Source organism: Limobrevibacterium gyesilva, assembly GCF_025989185.1.
Lineage (GTDB): Bacteria > Pseudomonadota > Alphaproteobacteria > Acetobacterales > Acetobacteraceae > Limobrevibacterium > Limobrevibacterium gyesilva.
Genome location: NZ_JAPDNT010000041.1, coordinates 1 through 22,896, shown reverse-complemented (window position 1 = coordinate 22,896; position 22,896 = coordinate 1). Strand labels below are relative to the sequence as shown.

The following is a 22,896-nucleotide window of genomic DNA, read 5'->3' as shown; positions in this document are numbered from 1 at the left end:
AACGAGGTAACGATGGCCGATTCGATGACTGCGACCGCACCCGGGTCACATGGGGGTGCCCATGCGGGGCAGGAGGTCACCAAGCGGGACTTCCTGAAACTCGTGGCGGGCGCGGGGGCCGCCGTCGGTGTCGGCGCCATGGCGTGGCCGGTGATCGACAGCATGAACCCGTCCAAGGACGTGCTGGCGCTGTCCTCCATCGACGTGGACCTGACCCCGATCCAGGCCGGCCAGGCGATCACCGCGGTGTGGCGCGGCAAGCCGGTGTTCGTGCGGCATCGCACGCCGGAGGAGATCAAGGCGGCGGAGAGCGTGCCGCTGAGCCAGCTGATCGATCCGCAAGCGGACAAGGCCCGCGTCAAGCCCGGGCATGACCAGTGGCTGGTGGTGGTCGGGATCTGCACGCATCTGGGCTGCGTGCCGATCGGCAACAAGCCCTCCGACAACCGTGGCGAGTTTGGCGGCTGGTTCTGCCCGTGCCATGGCAGCCAGTACGACACATCGGGCCGCGTGCGTCACGGGCCCGCGCCGGCGAACCTGGCGGTTCCGCCCTACGCTTTCGAGACTGACACGAAGATCAAGATCGGCTGATCCGGGCGGTCGCGCACGCGATCGCCCGGCGTCACGCCGTCTCCGGAGCACATGCATATGGCCGGCTTGCATAAGAGCGAGTTCACCAACCCCGTCATCAATTGGGTCGACAGCCGTCTGCCCATCTTCACGATGATGCAGAAGGAGTACGGGGTTTTTCCGACGCCGAAGAATTTCAATTACTTCTGGAATTTCGGCGCGCTGGCGATGGTCAACCTGATGATCATGATCGTCACCGGCATCTTCCTGGCGATGAACTACACCCCCCATGTCAGCATGGCGTTCGACAGTGTCGAGCGCATCATGCGCGACGTGAACTTCGGCTGGCTGCTGCGCTATGTGCACGCCAACGGGGCGTCGATGTTCTTCATCGTCACCTACATCCACATCTTCCGCGGCCTCTACTACGGCTCCTACAAGGCGCCGCGCGAGCTGCTGTGGATCATCGGCGTGGTGATCCTGCTGCTCATGATGGCGACCGCGTTCATGGGCTACGTGCTGCCCTGGGGCCAGATGTCCTATTGGGGCGCGACCGTCATCACCAACCTGTTCTCGGCCATTCCGCTGGTGGGCGACAGCATCGTCACCTGGCTGTGGGGTGGGTTCTCGGTGGACAACCCGACGCTGAACCGCTTCTTCAGCCTGCACTACCTGCTGCCGTTCGTGCTGGTCGGCGTGGTGTTCCTGCATGTGGCGGCGCTGCATGTCACCGGGTCGAACAACCCGCTGGGCATCGAGGTGAAGGGCCCGCAGGACACGCTGCCGTTCCATCCGTACTACACGGTGAAGGACAGCGTCGGCATGTGCGTCTATCTGCTGGTGTTCGCCGTGCTGGTGTTCTTCGCGCCGGACTTCTTCTCGGCGCCGGACAACTACATCCCCGCCAACCCGCTGGTGACGCCGGCGGAGATCGTGCCCGAATGGTACTTCCTGCCGTTCTATGCCATCCTGCGTTCGGTGCCGAACAAGCTGGGCGGCGTGGTGATGATGTTCGGCGCGATCGCGGTGCTGTTCGTGCTGCCGTGGCTGGACACCAGCCCGGTGCGCAGCTGCAAGTTCCGCCCGATCTACCGCCAGTTCCTGTTCCTGCTGGTGATCTCCTGCATCGTTCTCGGCATGGTGGGCGCGCACCGGCCGGAAGGCATCTGGGTGGTGTTGGGCCGGGTCTGCACCGCTTACTACTTCCTGCACTTCCTGGTGATCCTGCCGATCCTGGGCAAGCTGGAGCGGCCGCTGCCGCTGCCGGAGAGCATCAGCCGGCCCGTGATCGCAGGCGGTGGAGGCCCGCTGCCCGGTGGCGCCGCCGCCAAGCCGATGGAGAAGGTCTGATGCGTCTGTTTCCTCTCGCCGCGATCGCAGCTCTTGCCGCGGCGGTCTCCATCGGGCCGGCCCGGGCCGAGGAGGTGACCACCGCGCCGCTGCCGCACCAGCGCTGGACCTTCGATGGCCCGTTCGGCACCTATGACCGCGCGGCCGCGCAGCGCGGCTTCCAGGTCTACAAGGAAGTCTGCGCCAACTGCCACTCGCTGAAGCTGGGCTATTACCGCGACCTGAAGGGCATCGGCCTGTCCGACGGGCAGATCGCCGCCATCGCCGCCAGCGTCAGCGTGCCCACGATCGGCGAGGACGGCCAGCCGGCCGAGCGCCCGGGCCTGCCGTCCGACCATTTCCACTCGCCGTTCCCCAACGAGAACGCCGCGCGTGCGGCCATGAATGGCGCGCTGCCGCCTGACCTGTCGTTGATCGAGAAGGCGCGCGAGGGGGGGGCCGACTACATCTATGCCCTGCTCAACGGCTACTCCGAACCGCCGGCGGGCATGAAGCTGGGCGACGGGATGAACTACAACAAGTACTTCCCCGGCAACCAGATCGCCATGGTGCAGCCGCTGCAGAACGGCCAGGTGACCTATGCCGACGGCACCCCCGCCACGCAGGAGCAGATGGCGCGCGACGTCGCGACCTTCCTGACCTACATGGCAAGCCCGGAGATGGAGGATCGCAAGCGGATCGGCGTGAAGATCGTCCTGTTCCTGGTGTTCATGACCGGCATCACCTATGCGGTGAAGCGCAAGGTCTGGGCCGACGTGCATCACTGAGATCTATCGCATCGCCTGACCACCGACCGCCGCATCCGACAAGATGCGGCGGTTTCGTTTCGAGGGACATCATATGCCAGATACGCGCGCGCCGGACCGGATCAAGCCGGTGATCGGCATCATCGGCGGCTCCGGGCTGTACGACATCGACGGGCTCGAGGACAAAGCCTGGCGTCGCGTGACGACGCCGTGGGGCGATCCGTCGGACGCGTTGTTGGAAGGCACGCTGGCCGGGGTGCGCTGCGTGTTCCTGCCGCGCCATGGCCGCGGCCATCCGCTCTCGCCCAGCCATCTGAACTATCGCGCCAACATCGACGCGCTGAAGCGCGCCGGCTGCACGGACGTGCTTTCGCTTTCGGCGGTGGGCAGCCTGAAGGAAGAGCTGCCCCCGGGCCATTTCGTCATCGTCGACCAGTTCATCGACCGTAGCTTCGCGCGCGAGAAGAGCTTCTTCGGCGAAGGCTGCGTGGCGCATGTGTCGGTGGCCCACCCGGTCTGCCCGCGCCTGGGCGACGCGCTGGAAGGCGCTGCCCGCGGGCTCGGTCTGCCGGTGACGCGCGGCGGCACCTATCTGGTGATGGAGGGCCCGCAATTCTCCACCAAGGCGGAGAGCGCGCTATACCGGTCCTGGGGCTGCAGCGTCATCGGCATGACCAACATGCCGGAGGCCAAGCTCGCGCGCGAGGCGGAGCTCTGTTACGCCACCGTGGCGATGGTGACGGATTACGATTGCTGGCACCCCGACCACGACCACGTGACGGTCGAGGCGGTCGTGAGGGTGCTGCTGGGCAACGCGGAGAATGCCCGGGCGCTGGTCAAGGCTGTGGTTCCGGCGCTGGGCGCCGAGCGCGGGCCATGCTCCGCCGGCTGCGACCGGGCCCTCGACCACGCCATCATCACCGCCCCGGCCCAGCGCGACCCCGCCCTCATGGCGAAGCTCGACGCGGTGGCCGGGCGGGTGCTGGCGGGCGGGTGACAGCCGGCGGGGCGGGGGGCCGCCCTCGTCGCCGGCGGTCGGGTCAGGCCAGGTGTCTGGTGAGGAAGGTCAGGGTGCGGGCCAGGGCGACATTGGCGTCGGGGGCGCTGTAGCTGGCGCGTTCGTCGCAGCCGAAGCCGTGCTGGGCGCCGGGATAGACGAAGATTTCCACGCCCGGCTGGGCGGCGCGGATGGCGTCCACGTCGGCAAGGGGGATGCTGGCGTCCTTTTCGCCGAAATGCAGTTGCACCGGGCAGTGCGGCGCTTCCGTGCGGCTCGCGGCGATGCCGCCGCCGTACCAGCCGATGGCGGCGGCGAAGCGGTTGGTGCGGGTGGCGCCCCACCAAGCGACGGTGCCGCCCCAGCAATAGCCGACGATGCCGAGCTTGCGGCCCGGGATCGCGGCGGCGGCGGCTTCGATGTCGGCGACCACGCCGGCGTCCGGCACCTTGGCGCGCAGGTCGCGCCCACGGGCGATGTCGTCAGGGGTGTAGCCGAGCTCCACGCCGCGCTCGGCGCGGTCGAACAGGGCCGGGGCGACGACGCCGTACCCGGCGGCGGCGAAGGCCGCGCAGACATGGCGCATGTGGTCGTTCACGCCGAAGATTTCCTGCACGACCACCAGCCCGTGCGTCGCGTCCGCCGGACCGTCCTGCCAGGCCGCGAGCCTGTGGCCATCGGCGGCGGTGAGGTGGATGAAGCTGCCCATGTGCGCGGTCCTCTCTTGTCGTGGCGTCGTTCGGCCCGCAGGATGGCGGGATGGCAGAGATCGTCAACCTTCGCCAGGCGCGCAAGCGGCAGGCGCGCGCCGAGGCGGACGCGGCCGCGCGGGAGAACCGGGTGCGGCACGGCCGTACTGGTGCGCAGAAGGTGGTCGACAGAGGGGCGGAAGAGCGGCGCCGGGCATTGCTGGATGGGGCCCGCCTGCCGGCCCCGGAACCGGACAAGGGATCCTGATCAGACGGGTGCGTGCGGCGGTCGGACGCGAGGCCGTCCCGTTGTCAGAGTTCTTTACATGATTTTGATCGTTGCCCGCCCCATCCGATCGAGCTGAGCGGGCCATCCGCCGTCCCGGTGGTCGGGACGCGAGAGGCGGCCTGATTCGGCGGTCATCCGGAACCGCGAACGAACGCCTCGCCACGAGGCCGCTGGCCACGGCCGTCACGGAGTCGGGAATTTTTACAGTCCCGTGATCCGAAGACCGATCGAACTGATCAACATATTGAAAAAACTGACCAAAAATTCCTGGCACGCCGCTTGCTAACAGGAACCCAGAGATGATCGTCGTCTGCACCGCTCGCGGGCCGTGATCAAGATTGATCGAGTTTTGCGTCAAGGGAGACTGAGCTCATGCGTATGTTGGTCAAGACTGCGAGCCTCGCGATCGTTGCCGCAGCCGGCCTGTTCGGCGCCTCAGCTCAGGCAAGCCCGAATCTGACCTGCGACCTTTTCTCCTGCACGAACACGAACCCGATTACGACGGGGACTTTGACGACGGAGTTGAACACGACGCTTCTCCTGCCGCTGTTCGATTCGGCGCTGGGCACTCTGAATACAGTGACGTTCACGATCAGCGACCAGTGGAATACCGGCGGCACGCTTACCAACACCTCCGCGAACCCGCAAACCTTCACCTTCCAGATCAGCAGCGCACTGAGCATCAGCGGTGGTCCCGGGTCATTCAACGCGGCCGGCTCGGCGCTGAATCCGTCGGCGTCACAAGGCTTCACCAACGTTCCTTCGCAGGGCGTCGTGACCTTCGGCCCCTTTAGCAAGAACGCCACCACTGGCGTGATCACGCTGACCGGTGCCGGTATTGACGCTGGCTGGGAAATCGTCGGCGGCGGGGAGAGCCTGATCGGGGTCAGCACAACGACGTTCCAGGGTTCATCAGGCGGTGGCGGCAACGTCAACAGCACGCTGAACACAACCGCGGACATAACTATAGGTGTGACATACGGCTATACCCCGGGCTGCGATCAGACGCAGACCTGCGTTCCCGAGCCGGCCTCCCTCTCGCTGCTCGGCGTGGGTCTGGTCGCTCTTGGCGCGGTGGTCCGTCGTCGGCGCCGCGTCTGATCCGGCGCACGGTCTCTCCTTTCCAGACGGCGGTCCCTCGGGGCCGCCGTTTTCGTTTCTACCGCGTGTCCAGCGGCACGGCGGTCACGCTGTTGAACGCACTGCCCCCGGCGGCAAGGTTCAACGTGGACCAGACCAGGTAGACCAGCACCCGCTTCTCCTGGTCGTACAGGCGGGACACCCGGATCTCCTTGAAGAACGGGCTGGCCTTTTCGCCGAACACGATCTCGTTGGCGGGAAGCCGCCCCTCCTTGATCGTCACCGGGCCGGTGGCGCGGCAGGCGATGGAAAAGCGGCTGGGGTCCGTTGCCAGGCCCAGCGACCCGGAGATGCCGCCCGTCTCGGCGCGCGAGACGTAGCAGGACACGCCATCCACCCGCGGATCGTCGTAGCGGTCCACCACGATCCGGTCATTGCGGCCGACCAGGCGGAAGGTGGTGTCGACGGTGCCGATGCGCGCCGGGCCGTCAGCGGCCAGGGCCGGGGCGAGCAGGCCCGCCAGCAGCGCGGCGGCGAGCGGCCCCCTGCGCAGGGCCGGGCGCGATCGCCTGCTCCGCATTGCCTCATCCACCGGCGAAGCGGGCGAAGGACAACGCCAGCACGTCGTAGATCGGCCGCTTGAACGGGATCGCCAGCCCCGGCAGCTCGGCCAGCTCGGCCCAGCGCCAGGCGTCGAATTCCGGGTGCGGGTCCAGGTCCAGGCGGATGTCGGCGTCGGTGCCGAGGAAACGCAGGGCGAACCAGCGTTGCTTCTGGCCGCGATAGCGTCCCCCCAGGGCCGTGCCGACCAGCTCGCGCGACAGGTCGTAGGTCAGCCAGTCCGGGTGCTCGCCGATGATCTCGGCCCGGTCGGTGCCGATCTCCTCGGCCAGTTCGCGCAGCACGGCGCCGCGCGGGTCCTCGTCCGCGTCGATGCCGCCTTGCGGCAGTTGCCAGCCGCCGGCCGCGCCTTCGGCGTTCGGCAGGTCGGCGCGGCGGGCGACGAACACGCGGCCGCCCGGGCCGAACAGCACCGCCCCGACATTGGGGCGGTAGGGCAGGGTCTCGGGATCGATCGGGCTCATCGTGGGGTACTCGTCTCGCCGGATTGCGGGTCGGCGTGCGGAGGCGCTGCTATCAGGGCGCTCACGGGGGTCAGCACGAAGCCGCGCTGCGACAGCGTGGCCGCCCAGGCGGCGATCCGCTCGGTGGTCACCGGCAGCGGCGTGTCGGCCAGGCCGAGCGCGTTGCCCCGATCGCGCGCGAGCTGCTCCAGCTGCGCCAGCTTCGCCTCGATCTCGGTGCGGACCGGCGGCGCGTCGATCATCAAGTCGACGCTGCGCTGCGGCGGCAGCCCGTCGCCGGCGAAGGGGCGGGCGCCGGGCCGGGGATCGACATACAGCAGCCCGCGGCTCGCCAGCTCCTCCAGAACCGCGCCCATCTGCTCGCGCGCGTCGGCGAAGCGTTCCCCGTGCAGCCGGCCCAGACCGCCGGTCGCCCCGACATAGCCGGCGATGCGCGACAGCGCCCATTCCAGCCGCAGCGCGTTGTTGCCCTGGCTCAGGCTGGTCAACAGGGCGTAGCTGCCGGCGTCGTTGAGCGGATAGTTCTGCGGCTCCATCGGGATCGACAGCAGGGCTTCGTGCCCGCGGGCGCGCGCGGCTTCGAGCAGCCGGTCCGGCCGCAAGGCATAGGGCGAAAAGGCGAAGGACACGGCCGGGGGCAAGGTCCGGATCGCTTCCTCGCTGTCCTGCTCCGACATGCCGAGGCCCGACAGCAGCACCGCGATGCGCGGCCTGGGGTCGGCGGGATCGTAGCCGGCGGCGTAGGTCTGCAGCGGCAGCCGCCGCCCTGGTCCGATGCGGGGCAGGCTGGCGCCCCGGTAGGCGGGCGAGGGCTCCAGCAAGGCAGGATCCGGCGGCGGCACCGGTGCGCCGGGGTGCGGCACGACGACGATGGCGGCCCTTGCCGGCGGCGGTTTGGCCGGGCCGGGCGCAGGAGGCGCAGCTGCGTCCGGCGCCGGTGTAGCGGGCGCCGGTGTCGTGGGTGCCGGTGCGGCGCGCGCGGTCGTGCGTGCCGCTTTGGGCGCGGCCGCTGGCACCGCTTCGGGCGGTGGCCCCAGCACCTGCAGCACCGCCGCGCCGCCGCCTGCGAGCAGCGCCACGCTGCCCCAGAACAGCGCCAGGACACCCAGGACCGATCGCCATCGGCCTTGCTGCTCCATCGTTCCCGCCGCCGGCGTCACGCGCCGCCGGACGTCCGGCCGAGCCGAACGCCGGTCAACGCGATGCGCGCTTGCTCAGCGGCATCGCGCGGACCACCGACAGCGCCTGCTGCAATTGGAAGTCGGTCTCCGGCTTGGTCGGGTCGTAAGTCGGCGCGCCTTCCGGCGGCAGCTTCGGGACCTGCTTGGCGATCGGCGGCAGGTCGGTGCGCGCCGGCGGGCCCTGGTCGGCCGGGGTGCCGCCGGTGTTGCTCAGCGCCCCCTTCAGGTCCGCCTCGCGCTCTGGTCCGAAATGCGGCGCCTCGGTGCGGCTGGACTGCACCTCGATGTCCGGCGCGATGCCCAGGCCCTGGATCGACCGGCCGGACGGCGTGTAGTAGCGCGCCGTGGTCAGCCGCATGGCGCCGTTGCCGGGCAGCGGAATCACGGTCTGCACGCTGCCCTTGCCGAAGCTGCGGGTGCCGATCAGGACGGCGCGGCGATGATCCTGCAGGGCGCCGGCCACGATCTCGCTGGCCGAGGCGGAGCCGCCGTTGATCAGCACCACCACCGGCAGCCCGCCGGTGATGTCGCCGTCCTTGGCGTTCCAGCGCTGGCTGTCCTCGGCGTGGCGGGCGCGGGTGGACACGATCTCGCCTTGCGAGATGAAGTCGTCGGACACCGCCACCGCCTGGTCGAGCAGGCCGCCGGGGTTGTTGCGCAGGTCCAGCACGATGCCGCGCAGATGGTCGCCCGCCTGCTGCTTCAGCGTCTGGAACGCCTTGCGCAGCCCGGCTTCGGTCTGCTCGTTGAAGCTGGTCACGCGGATATAGCCGATGTCGCCACCCTCCAGCCGCGACTTCACCACCTGGATGCGGATCACCTCGCGCTGCATCGACAGCTGGAGCGGCGTATCGACGCCGGTCCGCTTGATGGTCAGGGTGATCTTGCTGTTCGGCGCGCCGCGCATCTTGTCGACCGCCTCGTTCAGGCTCAACCCCTGCACGGTCTTGCCGTCCAGCGCCAGGATCAGGTCGCCGGCCTTGACGCCGGCGCGGCTGGCCGGGGTGTCGTCGATCGGGCTGATCACGCGGATATAGCCGCCCTCCTGGGTGACCTCGATGCCCAGCCCGCCGAACTCGCCGCGGGTCTGCACCTGCATGTCGCGGAACGACTTGGCGTTCATGTAGTTGCTGTGCGGATCAAGCCCGGTGAGCATGCCGTTGATGGCGTTCTCGACCATCTCGCGGTCGTTGACCGGTTCGACATACTCGGCGCGCACGCGCTCGAACACGTCGCCGAACAGCGACAAGAGGCGATAGGTGTCGGCGCGGCCGCCATCCTGGGCCAGCGCTGCCGGAAAGATCGAAACGCCGAGTTGCCGCTCAAGTGTGCCGGCGATGGGGCCAAGGGCAATACCCGCGGTGAACGCGGCACCCAGCAACAGCCCAGTGCGAAGCTTCATATGCAATTCCCCTTGTGCGTTCAGCACAGCTTCCCGCAGAGCCGCGACCGGTCAGGCCGCTCGCGGTATCGGGCATATTCAGGTAGGCTGAGAATAGTCATAGGCAAGAATGCTAGCTCTTTGCACGCAAGAACGGAGCCGGATTCACCGGCTGGCCGTCCCGGCGCAACTCAACATACAGCGATGGACGGGGGGCGGAGCCGCGCGGGTCCCAGTTGGGCATCACCCCCACCGGCTCCCCGGCCTGCACGGATTGTCCCACCTGCACGTCCAGGCGATCGAACCCCGACAGGACAAAATGGTAACCGCCACCGCAATCCACGATCAACAATAGCCCAAAACTGCGGAACGGTTCGGCAAAAACCACCCGCCCGCCACAGGGCGACACCACCCGCGCGCCTGGCGGCGCCGCGTAGGACAGGCCCGGCGCCGGCCCCGCCTCCGTCGGCTCGCCGAAGCCGCGCACCACGGTTCCGGCCACCGGCGCCGTCAGCACGCCGCGCGGCGCGCCCACCCCAGGACCGGCCGGACGCGCCAGCGCCTCCTGCCGGGCCCGCGCGGCACTCGCTTCCGCCTCGCGCTTCTGGCGCTCGGCGGCGTCGGCCTCGGCCTTCGCGCGGGCTTCGGCGGCGCGGCGCTCCGCCTCGATCTTCGCGATCGCCGCGCGCAGATTGGTCGCCCGCGCCCCCTCGGCCGCCGCCCGGCGCGCCGCCTCGGCGCCTGCATCCTCGGCCACGCGCCGCGCCTCGCGTGCCGCCGCGATCTGCGCATCCAACGCTGCCTCGGCCTGCGCCTGGGCCGCCTGGGCCGCCGCCAGCTTCGGCATCTCGGCATCGAGCTGCGCCTGCAACGCCGCGACCTCGGCCTGCTCGGCCCGCAGCGCCGCCGCCTCCGTCTCAAGTTGCCGGGCGATGCCGCCGAGCACCAGAACCCCACGCACCGACTGCTCCGGCGGCATCGGCACCGCCAGCAGCGTTTCCGCCGGATACAGGCTCAGGCGCTCGATCAAGGGCAGCAGCGGTGCGATGTCCGCCGCCCGCGCCGCCAATCGGGCCTGGGCCGCCGCGCGCCGCTGCGCCAGTGCCTCCACCCGCGCCGCCGCCGCCTCGGTGGCCGATTCCAGCTCCCGCAGCCGGGCCGCCGCTTCCACCCGCGCCGCCCCCAGCCGCCGCTCCTCCGCCTGCGCCGCCGCCGCCTGCGCCTCCGCCGCCCGCTGTGCCTCGATCTGCGCCGCTCGCGCCCGTTCCGCCTCCTGCACCTGCTGCTGGGTCGGCGGGGCAGCCGCGGTCGTGGCCAGCAATGTGAGCAAGAGGAGGCCGGGGGGCGACGTCCCCGGCCTTCCTTCTCTCACGCAGTCGGCTCCGTCAGCCGCCGGCCCGTCATCTCCGGTGGCTGCGGCAGCCGGAGCAGCTGCAGCAGGGTGGGGGCGATGTCGGCCAGGCGGCCGTCATGCAGGGGGGCGCCGGGGTTGCTGAGCAGCAGGACCGGGACCTTGTTGGTGGTATGGGCGGTGTGGGGGCCGCCGGTGGCGGGGTCGCGCATCATTTCGCAGTTGCCATGGTCGGCGGTCACCAACAGGGCGCCGCCGGCGGCGGTGATGGCGTCGGCGATGCGGCCCAGGCCGGCGTCCACGGTTTCCACGGCCTTGATGGCGGCGGCAAGGCTGCCGGTGTGGCCAACCATGTCGGGATTGGCGAAATTGAGCACGATCAGATCGTATTTGCCGGACCCGATGGCGGCGACGGCCTTGTCGGCCAGCTCAGGCGCGGACATCTCGGGCTGAAGGTCGTAGGTCGCGACCTTGGGCGAGGGGACCATGATGCGGTCCTCGCCGGGGTTGGGCGTCTCCTCGCCGCCGTTCAGGAAGTAGGTGACGTGCGCGTATTTCTCCGTCTCGGCCATGCGCAGCTGGGTGCGGCCGGCGCGGGCGACGACCTGGCCGAGCAGGTTGTCCATGGTCTGCGGCGGGAACAGCACGCCGAGATGGCGCGCCAGTGCGTCGCTGTAGCTGGTCATGCCGGCCGCGGCGGCGAAAGCGATGCGGCGCGGGCGCTCGAAGCCGGTGAAGGCGGGATCGACCAGGGCGCCGAGGATCTCACGCACGCGGTCGGCGCGGAAATTGAAGCACAATATGCCGTCGCCGTCCTTCATGCCGCGGTAGTCGGCGACGACGGCCGGCACCACGAACTCGTCGGTGACGCCGCTGCCATAGGCGGCGTCCACCACGCTGGCGGCATCCGCGAAGCTGGGGCCCTGGCCTTCGGCGATGGCCATGTAGGCCTTGGCGACGCGGTCCCAGCGCTTGTCGCGGTCCATGGCGTAGTAGCGGCCGCTGACGGTGGCGATCCGCACGCCGTCCGGCAGGGCCGCGAGGAAGCGGCGGATGTCCTCGCCGGCCGAGCGGGGCGGCGTGTCGCGGCCATCGGTGAAGGCGTGCGCCACGATCGGGATGCCGGCCGCGGCGACGGCGCGCGCCAGGGCGACGCCGTGGTCCTGGTGGGAATGCACGCCGCCGGGCGAGACCAGGCCAAGCAGATGGCAGGTGCCGCCGGAGGCCTTCAGCTTGGCGATCAGGTCCAGCAGCGCCGGGCGCGTGCGCAGCGATCCGTCGGCGACGCTCTGGCCGATGCGCGGCAGGTCCTGCATCACCACGCGCCCGGCGCCGATGTTGAGGTGCCCGACTTCGGAGTTGCCCATCTGCCCCGCCGGGAGGCCGACATCCAGGCCGCTCGCGCCCAGGAAGGCGTGCGGGCAGGTCTGCCACAGGCGGCTGAAATTCGGCGTGCGGGCCTGGCGCACGGCGTTGTCCGCCGTGTCCTCCCGCCAGCCCCAGCCGTCGAGGATCACGAGCATGACGGGGCGCGGTGTGGGGGGCATCGGGGACTCCTGCGGAACGGCCGGGTGTTCCCTACCGCTATGCGACCACGTGAACAATGGGATTGGGCCGCGGTGGGGTGGGGGACAGGGGGCTCAAGGCCGGCCGGCCCGGTGGTAGGGATGGCCGGCGGCGATGGCACGGGCGCGGAACAGTTGCTCGGCCAGCAGCACGCGCACCAGCAGATGCGGCCAGGTGAGCGGCCCCAGCGACAGGACCTGGTCGGCGCGCGCGATCACCGATGCGTCAAGGCCTTCGGCGCCGCCGATCAGGAAGCAGAGCTGCTTGCCGGTATCGCGCCAGCGCGTCAGCTGGGCGGCGAAGGATTCGCTGTCCAGCACGCGGCCGCCGAGGTCGAGGGCGACGGCGAACGCCCCGGCCGGCACGGCCGCCAACAGGGCCACGGCCTCGCGGCGCTTGATCTCGGCGGCGCTGCCGCGGGCCTCGGCGATCTCGGTCACGCGCAGCTTCGGGCGCACGCGGTCGTTGTAGCGGGCGAACAGCTCGGCCTCCGGGCCGCGGCCCAGCCGGCCGACCACGACCAGGAGCGGGTCAGACAGGGCTGGGCTGTTCCTCGTCCAGCTCGGCGCCCCACATCCGTTCCAGGCCGTACAGGGTCCGCGCCTCCGGCTTGAACAGGTGGACGACGATGTCGCCGGCGTCGATCAGCACCCAGTCGGAGCCGGCCGCGCCCTCGATCTGCACGCGCTTCAGCCCGGCCTCGCGCAGCTTCTCCTCCAGATGCGTCGCCATGGCGGTGATCTGGCGGTCGGCGAGGCCGGTTGCGATCACCATCCGGTCGGCGAAGGCGGCGCGGCCTTCCAGGTCCAGCGTGACGATGGCTTCGGCCTTGTCGTCCTCCAGGCTGGCGACGATCACCCGCTGCAGCTGCTCGAGCCGCGACGGCTCGATGGCCTTTGCGCGCGGGCGCTTGGCCGCGCTGGGCACGGGACCCGCGGCGGCGGCCTTCTTGCGCGGGGTGCCCGGCGTCGCGGGCAGCGGCGCGGCGGCTACCGGCTTGCGCGGCGATGCCCGCTTGCGCAGCGGCGTGGCCAGCTTGGCGGTGCTCTTCGGCGGCTCCGTGGGCGGAGCGGGCGGCTTTCTGGCGATGGTCCTATACTCCCGATGCGGCGGCGCGGATGGCGGTGGCGGAGGCCGTATTCTGTGGCGCGGGCAGAAACACCCAGGCCGGCGGGTCCATGCCCGCCAAGGCCGGGGCCGTATGCGCCGGATGCCGCGCACCGCGCAGCCGCCGGGCCGCCAGCCCCGCAAGCGCGCGGTGATTGTAGGTAGGCCGCGGCATGACGGCAAACGCTGCGTCGGCGGCGATGGCGCGCCAGTGGTGCCAGCGCGGCAGTTGCGCCAGATTGTCGGCCCCCATCAGCCAGACGAAGCGCAGGCGTGGGAAGCGGCGGCGCAGCTCGCGCAGCGTGTCGGCGGTGTAGCGGGTGCCCAGCTGCGCCTCGATGCCGGTGGCGACGATGCGCCGCCCGTCGGCGATGGCGCGGGCCGAGGCCAGGCGCTCGGCGAAGGGCGCCATGCCGCGCGTGGGCTTCAGCGGATTGCCCGGCGAGACCAGCAGCCACACCTGGTCCAGCCGCAGCCGGCGGCGCGCCAGCCGGGCCACATGCGCGTGGCCCTCATGGGCGGGGTTGAACGACCCGCCCAGCAGGCCGATCCACCCGCGCCGGCGGCTGCCGAATCGCGGGATCAGGGACGCACCTGGCCGTTGCCGGTGACGACGTAGCGGAAGGTGGTGAGCTGCTCGAGCCCCACCGGGCCGCGGGCGTGGATGCGGCCGGTGGCGATGCCGATCTCGGCGCCGAAGCCGAACTCGCCGCCGTCGCAGAACTGGGTGGAGGCGTTCCAGATGCCCACCGCCGAGTCGATGCCGCGCAGGAATTGCATCGCGGCCGCTTCGTCTTCGGTGACGATGGCGTCGGTGTGCTCGCTGCCGTGGCGCAGGATATGCGCGATCGCCGAGTCCACGCCGTCGACCACGGCGACCGACAGGATGGCGTCCAGCCATTCGGTGTCGAAATCGGCGTCGCCGGCGGCGCGCAGGTCCGCGACGATGGCGCGGGCGCGGGCGTCGGCGCGAAAATCGCAACCCAGGGCGCGCAGGTCGGCGACGATCAGCGGCAGCAGCGCGGGGGCGACGGCGGCGTCGATCAGCAGGGTTTCGGTGGCGCCGCAGACGCCGGGGCGGCGCATCTTGGCGTTGGCGGCGATGCGCCGCGCCATGTCCGGGTCGGCCTGGGCGTGCACGTAGGTGTGGCAGAGTCCTTCGGCGTGGGCGAGCACCGGGACCTGCGCTTCCGCCTGCACGCGCCGCACCAGGGACTTGCCGCCGCGCGGGATGATCAGGTCGATCAGCCCGGCGGCCCCCAGCATGGCCGCGACATAGGCCCGGTCGGTGCTCGGCGGCACCTGCACCGCGGCCTCTGGCGCGCCGGCGGCGCACAGGCCCTCGGTGACGGCGGCGTGGATGCTGCGCGCGGAGTGGAAGCTGTCCGACCCGCCGCGCAGGATCACGGCGTTGCCGGCCTTCAGGCACAGTCCGGCGGCGTCCGCGCCTACGTTCGGGCGGCTTTCGTAGATCATGCCGATGACGCCGATGGGGGCGGCGATGCGGCGGATGCGCAGGCCGTTCGGGCGGGTCCAGTCGGCCAGGGTGCGGGCGAGTGGGTCGGGCAGGGCGGCGATGTCGTCCAGCCCTTGCGCCATCGCGTCGACGCGGGCGGGGGTGAGGGCGAGCCGGTCGCGGAAGGCAGCGGTGCCGCCGGCGGCATCGAAGGCGACGAGGTCGGCGGCATTGGCCTGCACGATCTCCGCCGCGCGAGCCCGCAGCGCCCGGGCGGCGGCGCGCAGGGCGTCGTTGCGGGCGGCTTCCGGCATGCGGGCGAGCGCCACCGAGGCGGCGCGGGCGGACACGGCGGCGCTGCGCAGCCAATCGGTGGTGCCATCACTGTCAACATGCATGCGGCGTTACCCCGTTCGATTGTGCCGTGCGCGCTACAGCAGCACCAGATCGTCGCGGTGGATGATCTCATCGCGGCCCCGCCACCCCAGGATCGCCTCGATATCGACGCTGCGGTGGCCGATGATGCGCGCGGCGTCGGCGCTGGCATAGGCCGACAGGCCGCGGGCCAGGGCCGCGCCGTCGGGGCCTTGCACCACCACCGCGTCGCCGCGGGCGAAGGCGCCGTCGAGGGCGCGTACGCCGGCGGGCAGCAGCGAGCGGCCTTGCGCCAGCGCGCGGGCGGCACCGGCGTCCACTGTCAGGTTGCCCTGCGGTTGCAGTGTGCCGAGGATCCAGCGTTTGCGTGCCGACCGCCCCTCGGGGGCGGCCAGGAACCAGGTGCAGCGGGCGCCGTCGGCCAGCGCCTGCAGCGGGTGGTCCACGTTCCCCACGGCGATGGCCATGGCGCAGCCGGCACCCGTGGCGATGCGGGCGGCCACCAGCTTGGTGCGCATGCCGCCGCTGGAATAGCCGGGCGGGGGCTCGCCGCCCATCGCCTCGATCGCCGGCGTGATCGCCTCCACGACAGGGATATGGGCGGCGGTCGGGTCGCGGCGGGGATCGGCGGTGTAGAGCCCGTCGATGTCCGACAGCAGCACGAGCTGGTCGGCCTGCACCATCTCGGCCACGCGCGCGGCCAGGCGGTCGTTGTCGCCGAAGCGGATCTCGGCGGTGGCGACGCTGTCGTTCTCGTTGATGACGGGCACGCAGGACAGGCCGAGCAGGGTGGTGAGCGTGGCGCGGGCATTGAGGTAGCGGCGGCGGTCCTCGGTGTCGTCGAGCGTCAGCAGCAGCTGGGCGGCGGTCAGGCCGTGGGCGTGCAGGGCTTCGGTCCAGGCCTGCGCCAGCCGGATCTGGCCGACCGCGGCGGCGGCCTGCTTCTCCTCCAGCCGCAAGGTCTTCCTGGTGAGCTTCAGGGAACGCCGGGCCAGCGCGATGGCGCCGGAGCTGACGACGATGACATCGGTGCCGCGGGCGCGCAGGGCGACGATGTCGGCGGCGACGCCGTTCAGCCAGGCCATGCGCGGCGCGGCCTTCGCCTGATCCACCACCAGCGCGCTGCCGATCTTGATGACGAGGCGGCGGGCGGCGCCGAGCGTGGGGATCACTTCATGCGCTCCGCCCGGGCCCGCTCGATCTCGGCCCAGAGCGCGCCGAGCACCTCCGGCACGCCGTGGCCGGAGACGCCGGAGACGACCATCACCTTGCGGCCGGACGCCTTCTCGAGGGCAGCCTTGCGGGCGGCGATCTCGCGCGGGGTCATGGCATCGGCCTTGTTGAGGGCGATGATCTCGGGTTTTTCGGCCAGGCCGCCGCCGTAGCCGGCGAGTTCCGCACGTACGGTGCGCCAGGCCTTGACCACGTGGCCCGCAGACCCGTCGATGAGGTGCAGCAGCACGGCGCAGCGTTCGACATGGCCGAGGAAGCGGTCGCCCAGCCCGGCGCCCTCATGCGCGCCCTCGATCAGGCCGGGGATGTCGGCCATGACGAATTCCTGCGTCATCGACAGCCGGATGACGCCGAGCTGGGGGTGCAGGGTGGTGAAGGGGTAGTCGGCGATCTTCGGCTTGGCGGCGGAGACGACGGAGAGGAACGTGCTCTTGCCGGCATTGGGCAGCCCGACCAGCCCGGCATCGGCGATCAGCTTCAGCCGCAGCCACACCCAGCGCTCCTCGCCCGGCCAGCCTTTGTCGGCACGGCGCGGGGCGCGGTTGGTGGAGGTCTTGAAATGCGCGTTGCCGAAGCCGCCATCGCCGCCGCGCAGCAGCACCACGCGCTTGCCGGGCGTGTCGAGGTCGGCCAGCAGCGTTTCCTTGTCGTCGTCGAAGATCTGGGTGCCGATGGGGACCTTGATCACCACGTCCTTCGCCCCGGCCCCGGTGCGGTCCGCGCCGGCGCCGTTGCCGCCCTTGGGGGCGCGGAAATGCTGGGTGTAGCGGAAGTCGATGAGGGTGTTCAGGTTCTCGGCGGCCTCGAATTCGATATTGCCGCCACGCCCGCCGTCGCCGCCATCCGGGCCGCCGAACTCGATGAAGCGCTCGCGCCGGAACGCGACCACGCCGTCGCCCCCGTCGCCGGAGCGGCAGTAGATCTTGGCCTGGTCGAGGAATTTCATGGTGATGCCGAAGGTGGGGCGGAGGTGGAGCGGAAACGAAAACGGGGGCCGGCTGGCGCCGACCCCCGTCCGGATAGCAAAATGGGGCGCGGCGCCGTTACTCGGCGGCGGCCGGCAACGGTGCCACGGACACCTGCACGCGGTCGTCGGCCCGGCGCTCGAACTTCACCTGGCCATCGACCAGCGCGAAGATCGTGTGGTCCTTGCCCAGGCCGACATTGCGGCCCGGCTTCATCTTGGTGCCGCGCTGGCGGACGATGATGTTGCCGGCGACGACGCTCTCGCCGCCGAACTTCTTCACGCCGAGGCGCCGGCCTTCGGTATCGCGCCCGTTGCGGGACGAGCCGCCCGCCTTTTTATGTGCCATGGGGGTGTCTCCTTACGCCGCGGAGATCTCGGCGACGCGCAGCACGGTGACGTGCTGGCGGTGGCCGTTCTTGCGGCGGCTGTTCTGCCGGCGACGCTTCTTGAAGATGACGATCTTGTCCAGCCGGTCCTGGGCGATCACGGTCGCGGTGACGGAGGCGCCGGCCACGGTGGGGGCGCCGATCACGAGGTTCCCGTCATTGCCGACGGCGAGCACGTCGGTGAAGGTGACGGAAGCGCCGGGCTCGGCCTCGAGCTTCTCAACCTTCAGCACGGCGTTCGGGGTGACGCGGTACTGTTTTCCGCCGGTGCGGATCACTGCGAACATCGGTCTGGCATCCTGTCGCTCGTCCGCCGGCGCGCTGCCCCGGACAAGTAGATAACGTCGGCGGGCAGGGGGTCCTGCCGCCGGGGAGCGCGGGTTATAGCGCGGACATCAGCGCTGTCAACGCAATAGGCGCCGCGATCATGCGCAAGCAGCGTTGCGGCCCGGCGCGGCACTCCCTATAAGGCGGCGCCCGCTTGGAATGGAGAGGTGCCGGAGCGGTCGATCGGGACGGTCTCGAAAACCGTTGTGCCCTTACGGGTACCGTGGGTTCGAATCCCACCCTCTCCGCCAGATCCGCTTCCCGCCGATACCCGCAAGATCCCGCGAAGCCTGGCTTTTGAAGGCTTTAGCGAGTATTATCGCCCTGCTCCATCATCCCACTACCCGCCCGATCACGCCAGTCGGCGGGTATTTTGCGGGGTATCGGATGAGCGTGACCGGGGTATCGGGGAAGGAGATGGGGGCGCTCACTGGTGCGGGCGTCAAGGCGGCCAAGGCAAAGAACCGCGCGTATAAGCTGACCGACTCGGCTGGTCTGGTGCTTTTCATCACCCCGACCGGCAGCAAACTCTGGCGCATGCGGTATACGTTCCAGGGAAAGGAAGAATTCCTTTCGTTCGGCCCATATCCGAGCGTCGGCGTGGCCCACGTCCGTGAGCAACGCGACGCGGTCAAGGCGCTCCTGCGGACGGGGAAAGACCCGGGACTAGAGAAAAGGCTTCGCCGGCCCGCCGGCAGCGACCTATCCGGGACCTTCGAGGCGATCGCCCGGGACTGGCACGCTCGCAACCTGCCGACCTGGACCGAGCGACATGGCAAGGACGTCCTCGATAGCCTGGAGGCATACGTCTTTCCCATCCCTGGGCAAGCTGCCCATCACTGAGATTACCGCGGTTGGTTGACTGGCTGAAGCCGTGCAGGAGGCGCCCGGGGACACCGTCGATATCGCCTTCGTCGATCAAGGCTACATCGGCGCCAAACCAACCGCCGCAGCAAAGGTCCACGGTATAGAGCTTGAGGTGGTCAAGCTGTCAGAGGCCAAGCGAGGCTTCGTGCTGCTGCCCCGCCGCTGGGTGGTGGAACGCTCCTTCGCCTGGGCCACACGATGCAGGCGACTGGTCAAGGACTACGAGCGCTACGCTACGACCCTGGCCGGACTGCACACCGTCGCCTTCGCATGCCTCATGCCCAAACAGGCCGCACTGCTTGCCGCAGGTTCATAACACCCTCTAGCTTTCGCCAGCCCAGAATGACGGCAGAGCCTCCTCAAGGCAGATGCTTGGTGATCCCACCCACGCCGGTTCTGTCGACCACATCGCTGATGAAGAGAATCTGCATCAGTTCCCTCCGTTTTTGCTGGTTGGAATTCACACCTATTGGCTGTGTCTCGGCACGTAGCGGCCGATACGCTTTCGACGATTTATGTCGGCCGTTGGCCCGGGTCTGCCGCCAGATAAAGTTGACGGTAGGCACTGACCAGCTGACCGAGGGTGAACGAGCGATTTCGCCCGCTGGGGTTGGGCAGAATCCACACCGCAGCACCACCAAAGGCGACCGGCTGAGATCCCCAGGCGATTTCTCGTTGACCGGACAGTGCGGAATAGGCCGCCTTGCCGAGAAAAGCGACGAAGCGTGGCGCATAGTGCGCGATCTTTTGTTCGAAATGCGCAGCGGCAGCGATGAATTCTTGTGCCGACAGTTGATCCGCCCGCGTCGTCGGCCGGTTAACCACCGCTGTCAGGCCACATCGGTGCTGCAGGATCGTGCGGTCGTTCTCGGGAAGGATTTCGTCCGGTGTGAAGCCCGCGAGATGGATCACGCGCCAGAAGCGATTGCCTCTTCCGGCAAAATGATGCCCTGCGGCGGCCGCAGTCATTCCGGGATTGATCCCGCAGAAGACCACCACAAGGCGTCCGGCGATGATATCCGGGAGCGTATCGGCCATGTCTTGCTTCACAAATCCAGCAAGAGCCGAGGTTGATCTTCCGGCGCTTCCTTGGCAAATCCGCCAGTGTCGATCGCGTCACGCCGACGGCCTCGACGAGACGCAAGCCCGAGATCCCCTTGCTTGCGCGTCGCGGGGTCTTGGTCGTCGCCGTGAACCCGGATTACCCGGATGGGCACCTTTCGGCTTGTACGAATCTGCCGAGTCCGCCACGAATATCAGCGTGTCGCCATGGGGATGGTGGCGGACGCATGGAACACTCGGCGGTGAATCGAATGATGCCGCTCTGCGGGTCGATTTCGACCGGCGGCTGAAGCTGGAATTCCACTGCAGCCGTATCGCCTCCGACGCTGGATTGCTTGCCTACGGCGAACGCGACGATGCACTCGCGCTGATCGATCTGGCCGACGCGGTTCTGTCGGACGGTCGCAGGGGCAGAAACACCCGTCACCCACTGACCGGCCTGCTTCGGCAGTCCGTGTTCGGCCGCCTCGCTGGTTACGAGGATGGCTATCATCCCCTCGTGACGGTCGAGTTGGCCGTTCATCAGGGGAATGCCGGGTTGAATATCACGTCAAGCCTGACCTACAGCTACTCTCGGAAGGGGCGGCTAGGCCGCCCATCCGGGAAATGTCGGTTTGGACGTGTTTCCCTTTGCCAAGGCGTTCGTGATCGGATTCGCGTGGGCGGTCAACATGCGGTGGCACGGTGCGGCCGGGCCTCAATGACCGGGAACGGGAGTAGCACGATGGATGAGAATGAGATTCGAGAGGCACTCAATCGCCACTGGGCCGCCTCGGATGCAAATGACTTCGACGTTGAGCACGACATATACCGAGACGACGCGCTGCTCGAGTACCCGCAATCGGGCGAGCGCATCAGGGGCCGGCACAACATCCGGGCCTCTCGCCTCGCGCAGCCGAACTGCAAGCGCTTCAGGGTGCGCCGAATCGTTGGCACGGGCGACCTCTGGGTCACGGAATTCATCCTCGCCTATGATGGTCGACCGTCCTATTCGGTGAGTGTCATGGAGTTCCTGGATGGCAAGGTGGCCCGCGAGACCCAGTACTTTGCCGACCCGTTCGAGCCGGGACCTTCGCGCGCGGATTGGGTTGAGCGGATGGGGTGAAATCGGCGCGGCAGTGGCGCACCCGCGCGTACTGGACCGGGCAGAACTGCCCGTCGATACCGTCCAGCTCGCTCGTTTTCTCATCGGCAAGATGCTCGTGCGGATGCTGGCCGAAGGCGTGGCGGGCGGCCGCATCGTCGAGACCGAGGGATATGACATCGGCGACCCCGCGGGTCACGCCTATCGCGGCATGACCCCGCGCAATCGCGCGCTCTTCCTCGAGCGCGGCCACGCATATGTCTATCTCGCCTATGGCAGCTCGTTCATGCTGAACGTCTCGAGCGAGATGTCCGGCGTGGGCGCGGGTGTCTTGATCAGGGCGATCGAGCCAACCGATGGCATCGGGATCATGGAGCGAAATCGCGGCACCGAGCGGGTGCGAGACCTGGCGCGGGGCCCGGGACGGCTGAGCGCAGCCCTGGGGATTGATCGCCGGCTGGACGGGATCGACCTCTGTAGGGCCGGTCCGCTGTGGCTCGGATCTGACGGTCAGGCGTCCGACGAAATCGGGCAGAGCAAACGGATCGGCATTACGCGTGCGGCCGACAGGTTGCTGCGATTCTACGTTCGGGGCAATTGGTTCGTCAGCGGTCCGCAGGCACTCAATGGATGAGAGAGGCGACTTGACGGGGTGAAAGGTCGGTCAGCCCGTGTCCGCCCGTCATCCGCAGATCACACTCACCGCCTTGCGCGCAATCTCCATCAGTTCGGCACGGGGGACGCCCCCGCGGGCGCGGATGGCGATGGTGTGCAGCGTGGCGGATGCGAGCACCGCGAGCGTCGCAGGATCGGCATCATTTTTCAGCTCGCCCCTCTCGTGCGCCGGTCGGAGACGCGCTTCGAGATCAGTGTCGAGCTCACGCAGTCCCTTCGCGAGAGCGCTTCGGATGTCAGGATCTTCGACCGCCTCGGGTGTTGCTGTTCCGGTCGCGAAGCAGCCGCGCGGGCGGCCGTCGCCCGAGAAATAGATCGACAGCTGCCCGTCGTCCAAGACCCGGTCGCCATCCGCTCCAGGCCGTGCTCGCGACGGAGGCGGCCAAGTGAGCGCCGCCCTCGCATCGAGCACTGCAGCCGACGGCCATCGCGCAATCACGGTCGCGGCTCTGGCGGCGACCTATATGCAGGCGGTCAATATCTCGTTGCCCAATGCGACCTTGCTCCATATCCAGGGCGCGCTGTCGATGGCCGACGACGAGGTCGGTTGGGCTTTCTTCGTACATCTCTGCGAGCGTCATCATCATGCCTATGACGCGCTGGCTCGCGGGCCGCTACGACCGAAAGGCCGTTTATCAGCTCTCGATCGCCATCTTCGCCCTCGGCGTTGTGGTCGCTGCGCGTGCGGCGACCCCGATGCAATTCGTCACCGCCCGTGTCGTCCAGATGCAGGCACAGACGGCCTTCGTCGCCAGCCATCATCCAGATGGCCGCCTGAAATCCCAGACCTCCGATTGGAAGCCGATGAGACCTGTGCGCGAGGCCGGGAGACCAAATGTGACGATTTCGACCCATGATTGGGCCCTGCGTGTTGTGTCCTCAGCGGCACGCGCACGGGCTTCATCAGGTGATGGTCTCGAGCCGGCTGAACCGTACCGGGATCAGCTCATGAATACGAATATCTCCAGCCACGCCCTTGTCGATGACCGTGAGAAGCTGCGTCTCAGCAGGACCCACCGGCAAAATCAGGCGCCCACCTGGCTTGAGCTGTTCGAGCAGCGCCGGCGGTGGC

27 protein-coding genes, 1 tRNA gene and 2 pseudogenes are annotated in these 22,896 nt (G+C 69.2%); 12 read left to right on the top strand and 18 right to left on the bottom strand.

Going from position 1 to position 22,896, the window contains the following annotated elements:
• Positions 1-24: 24 nt before the first annotated feature.
• The 4 genes from petA (at position 25) to OL599_RS23780 (ending at position 3,663) form a co-directional block, all read left to right on the top strand.
• The gene (gene petA, locus OL599_RS23795; protein WP_264716531.1) at positions 25-591 is read left to right on the top strand and encodes a ubiquinol-cytochrome c reductase iron-sulfur subunit; all 567 of its coding nucleotides are present in this window, start codon (positions 25-27) and stop codon (positions 589-591) included.
• 57 nt (positions 592-648) lie between these two features.
• Positions 649-1,920, top strand: a complete 1,272-nt coding sequence (locus tag OL599_RS23790) for a cytochrome b (protein WP_264716530.1) — start codon at positions 649-651, stop codon at positions 1,918-1,920.
• Positions 1,920-2,687: a cytochrome c1 gene (locus tag OL599_RS23785; protein WP_264716529.1), complete on the top strand. Its 768-nt coding sequence runs from the start codon at positions 1,920-1,922 to the stop codon at positions 2,685-2,687. Before OL599_RS23790 ends, OL599_RS23785 begins: the two co-directional genes overlap by 1 nt.
• A gap of 73 nt (positions 2,688-2,760) precedes the next feature.
• Positions 2,761-3,663 carry an S-methyl-5'-thioadenosine phosphorylase gene (locus tag OL599_RS23780; protein WP_264716528.1) on the top strand — a complete coding sequence of 301 codons (903 nt, stop codon included), beginning with the start codon at positions 2,761-2,763 and terminating at the stop codon, positions 3,661-3,663.
• A gap of 43 nt (positions 3,664-3,706) precedes the next feature.
• Here the strand turns inward: OL599_RS23780 and OL599_RS23775 are convergent, their stop codons facing one another.
• Complete coding sequence (locus OL599_RS23775) at positions 3,707-4,372, bottom strand: dienelactone hydrolase family protein (RefSeq protein ID WP_264716526.1); 666 nt, start codon at positions 4,370-4,372, stop codon at positions 3,707-3,709.
• Positions 4,373-4,422: 50 nt separating this feature from the next.
• On the opposite strand from OL599_RS23775, the gene OL599_RS23770 reads away from it, so the two are divergent.
• Positions 4,423-4,620 (top strand): DUF4169 family protein, encoded by a 198-nt coding sequence (locus tag OL599_RS23770; protein WP_264716525.1) that lies wholly within the window; start codon positions 4,423-4,425, stop codon positions 4,618-4,620.
• 393 nt (positions 4,621-5,013) lie between these two features.
• Entirely contained in the window at positions 5,014-5,742 is a 729-nt protein-coding gene (locus OL599_RS23765) for a PEP-CTERM sorting domain-containing protein (protein WP_264716524.1), read from the top strand.
• Positions 5,743-5,800: 58 nt separating this feature from the next.
• Here OL599_RS23765 and OL599_RS23760 read toward each other — a convergent pair whose 3' ends face one another.
• The 14 genes from OL599_RS23760 to rplU form a co-directional block, all read right to left on the bottom strand.
• Positions 5,801-6,301, bottom strand: a complete 501-nt coding sequence (locus OL599_RS23760) for a CreA family protein (protein ID WP_264716523.1) — start codon at positions 6,299-6,301, stop codon at positions 5,801-5,803.
• Positions 6,302-6,305: 4 nt separating this feature from the next.
• Positions 6,306-6,806, bottom strand: coding sequence for an RNA pyrophosphohydrolase (locus OL599_RS23755; protein ID WP_264716522.1), 501 nt, complete (start codon positions 6,804-6,806; stop codon positions 6,306-6,308).
• Entirely contained in the window at positions 6,803-7,945 is a 1,143-nt protein-coding gene (locus tag OL599_RS23750; protein ID WP_264716521.1) for a divergent polysaccharide deacetylase family protein, read from the bottom strand. The genes OL599_RS23755 and OL599_RS23750 overlap by 4 nt, the downstream gene beginning before the upstream one ends.
• A 55-nt stretch (positions 7,946-8,000) precedes the next feature.
• Positions 8,001-9,389 (bottom strand): S41 family peptidase, encoded by a 1,389-nt coding sequence (locus tag OL599_RS23745; protein ID WP_264716520.1) that lies wholly within the window; start codon positions 9,387-9,389, stop codon positions 8,001-8,003.
• 112 nt (positions 9,390-9,501) lie between these two features.
• A complete protein-coding gene (locus OL599_RS23740; RefSeq protein ID WP_264716519.1) occupies positions 9,502-10,689 on the bottom strand; it encodes a murein hydrolase activator EnvC family protein in 1,188 nt (395 codons plus the stop codon).
• A 47-nt stretch (positions 10,690-10,736) separates the two neighbouring features.
• On the bottom strand, positions 10,737-12,266 hold the full coding sequence (gene gpmI, locus OL599_RS23735) for a 2,3-bisphosphoglycerate-independent phosphoglycerate mutase (RefSeq protein ID WP_264716518.1): 1,530 nt from the start codon (positions 12,264-12,266) through the stop codon (positions 10,737-10,739).
• A 93-nt stretch (positions 12,267-12,359) separates the two neighbouring features.
• On the bottom strand, positions 12,360-12,809 hold the full coding sequence (locus tag OL599_RS23730) for a 23S rRNA (pseudouridine(1915)-N(3))-methyltransferase RlmH (RefSeq protein WP_264716546.1): 450 nt from the start codon (positions 12,807-12,809) through the stop codon (positions 12,360-12,362).
• A 7-nt stretch (positions 12,810-12,816) separates the two neighbouring features.
• Entirely contained in the window at positions 12,817-13,263 is a 447-nt protein-coding gene (gene rsfS, locus OL599_RS23725) for a ribosome silencing factor (RefSeq protein ID WP_264716545.1), read from the bottom strand.
• 115 nt (positions 13,264-13,378) lie between these two features.
• Positions 13,379-13,975 carry a nicotinate-nucleotide adenylyltransferase gene (locus OL599_RS23720; protein ID WP_408886986.1) on the bottom strand — a complete coding sequence of 199 codons (597 nt, stop codon included), beginning with the start codon at positions 13,973-13,975 and terminating at the stop codon, positions 13,379-13,381.
• The gene (locus tag OL599_RS23715; protein ID WP_264716517.1) at positions 13,975-15,246 is read right to left on the bottom strand and encodes a glutamate-5-semialdehyde dehydrogenase; all 1,272 of its coding nucleotides are present in this window, start codon (positions 15,244-15,246) and stop codon (positions 13,975-13,977) included. Before OL599_RS23715 ends, OL599_RS23720 begins: the two co-directional genes overlap by 1 nt.
• Before the next feature lie 33 nt (positions 15,247-15,279).
• Positions 15,280-16,395, bottom strand: coding sequence for a glutamate 5-kinase (gene proB, locus OL599_RS23710; protein ID WP_264716515.1), 1,116 nt, complete (start codon positions 16,393-16,395; stop codon positions 15,280-15,282).
• Complete coding sequence (gene obgE / locus OL599_RS23705; RefSeq protein ID WP_264716514.1) at positions 16,392-17,402, bottom strand: GTPase ObgE; 1,011 nt, start codon at positions 17,400-17,402, stop codon at positions 16,392-16,394. The genes proB and obgE overlap by 4 nt, the downstream gene beginning before the upstream one ends.
• A 97-nt stretch (positions 17,403-17,499) precedes the next feature.
• Entirely contained in the window at positions 17,500-17,769 is a 270-nt protein-coding gene (gene rpmA, locus OL599_RS23700) for a 50S ribosomal protein L27 (RefSeq protein WP_264716513.1), read from the bottom strand.
• Between the two features lie 12 nt (positions 17,770-17,781).
• On the bottom strand, positions 17,782-18,096 hold the full coding sequence (gene rplU, locus OL599_RS23695) for a 50S ribosomal protein L21 (protein WP_264716512.1): 315 nt from the start codon (positions 18,094-18,096) through the stop codon (positions 17,782-17,784).
• Positions 18,097-18,297: 201 nt separating this feature from the next.
• On the opposite strand from rplU, the gene OL599_RS23690 reads away from it, so the two are divergent.
• The 3 genes and pseudogenes from OL599_RS23690 to OL599_RS23680 form a co-directional block, all read left to right on the top strand.
• A tRNA-Ser gene (locus OL599_RS23690) sits at positions 18,298-18,387 on the top strand.
• Positions 18,388-18,523: 136 nt separating this feature from the next.
• A complete protein-coding gene (locus OL599_RS23685; protein ID WP_264716511.1) occupies positions 18,524-18,979 on the top strand; it encodes a tyrosine-type recombinase/integrase in 456 nt (151 codons plus the stop codon).
• Positions 18,980-18,998: 19 nt separating this feature from the next.
• Positions 18,999-19,319: pseudogene (locus OL599_RS23680) on the top strand (transposase); the annotation flags it as partial.
• A 197-nt stretch (positions 19,320-19,516) separates the two neighbouring features.
• Here the strand turns inward: OL599_RS23680 and mug are convergent.
• Positions 19,517-20,041, bottom strand: a complete 525-nt coding sequence (mug, locus tag OL599_RS23675) for a G/U mismatch-specific DNA glycosylase (protein WP_264716510.1) — start codon at positions 20,039-20,041, stop codon at positions 19,517-19,519.
• Between the two features lie 286 nt (positions 20,042-20,327).
• On the opposite strand from mug, the pseudogene OL599_RS23670 reads away from it, so the two are divergent.
• Positions 20,328-20,549: pseudogene (locus OL599_RS23670) on the top strand (transposase); the annotation flags it as partial.
• A gap of 604 nt (positions 20,550-21,153) precedes the next feature.
• Positions 21,154-21,783, top strand: a complete 630-nt coding sequence (locus OL599_RS23665) for a DNA-3-methyladenine glycosylase (protein WP_264716509.1) — start codon at positions 21,154-21,156, stop codon at positions 21,781-21,783.
• Positions 21,784-21,831: 48 nt separating this feature from the next.
• Here OL599_RS23665 and OL599_RS23660 read toward each other — a convergent pair whose 3' ends face one another.
• Positions 21,832-22,161 carry a TetR family transcriptional regulator C-terminal domain-containing protein gene (locus OL599_RS23660; protein WP_264716508.1) on the bottom strand — a complete coding sequence of 110 codons (330 nt, stop codon included), beginning with the start codon at positions 22,159-22,161 and terminating at the stop codon, positions 21,832-21,834.
• 49 nt (positions 22,162-22,210) lie between these two features.
• On the opposite strand from OL599_RS23660, the gene OL599_RS26095 reads away from it, so the two are divergent.
• Positions 22,211-22,681: a hypothetical protein gene (locus tag OL599_RS26095; RefSeq protein ID WP_347403227.1), complete on the top strand. Its 471-nt coding sequence runs from the start codon at positions 22,211-22,213 to the stop codon at positions 22,679-22,681.
• Positions 22,682-22,727: 46 nt separating this feature from the next.
• Here OL599_RS26095 and OL599_RS26090 read toward each other — a convergent pair whose 3' ends face one another.
• Entirely contained in the window at positions 22,728-22,841 is a 114-nt protein-coding gene (locus OL599_RS26090; RefSeq protein ID WP_347403228.1) for a hypothetical protein, read from the bottom strand.
• Between the last annotated feature and the right edge of the window lie 55 nt (positions 22,842-22,896).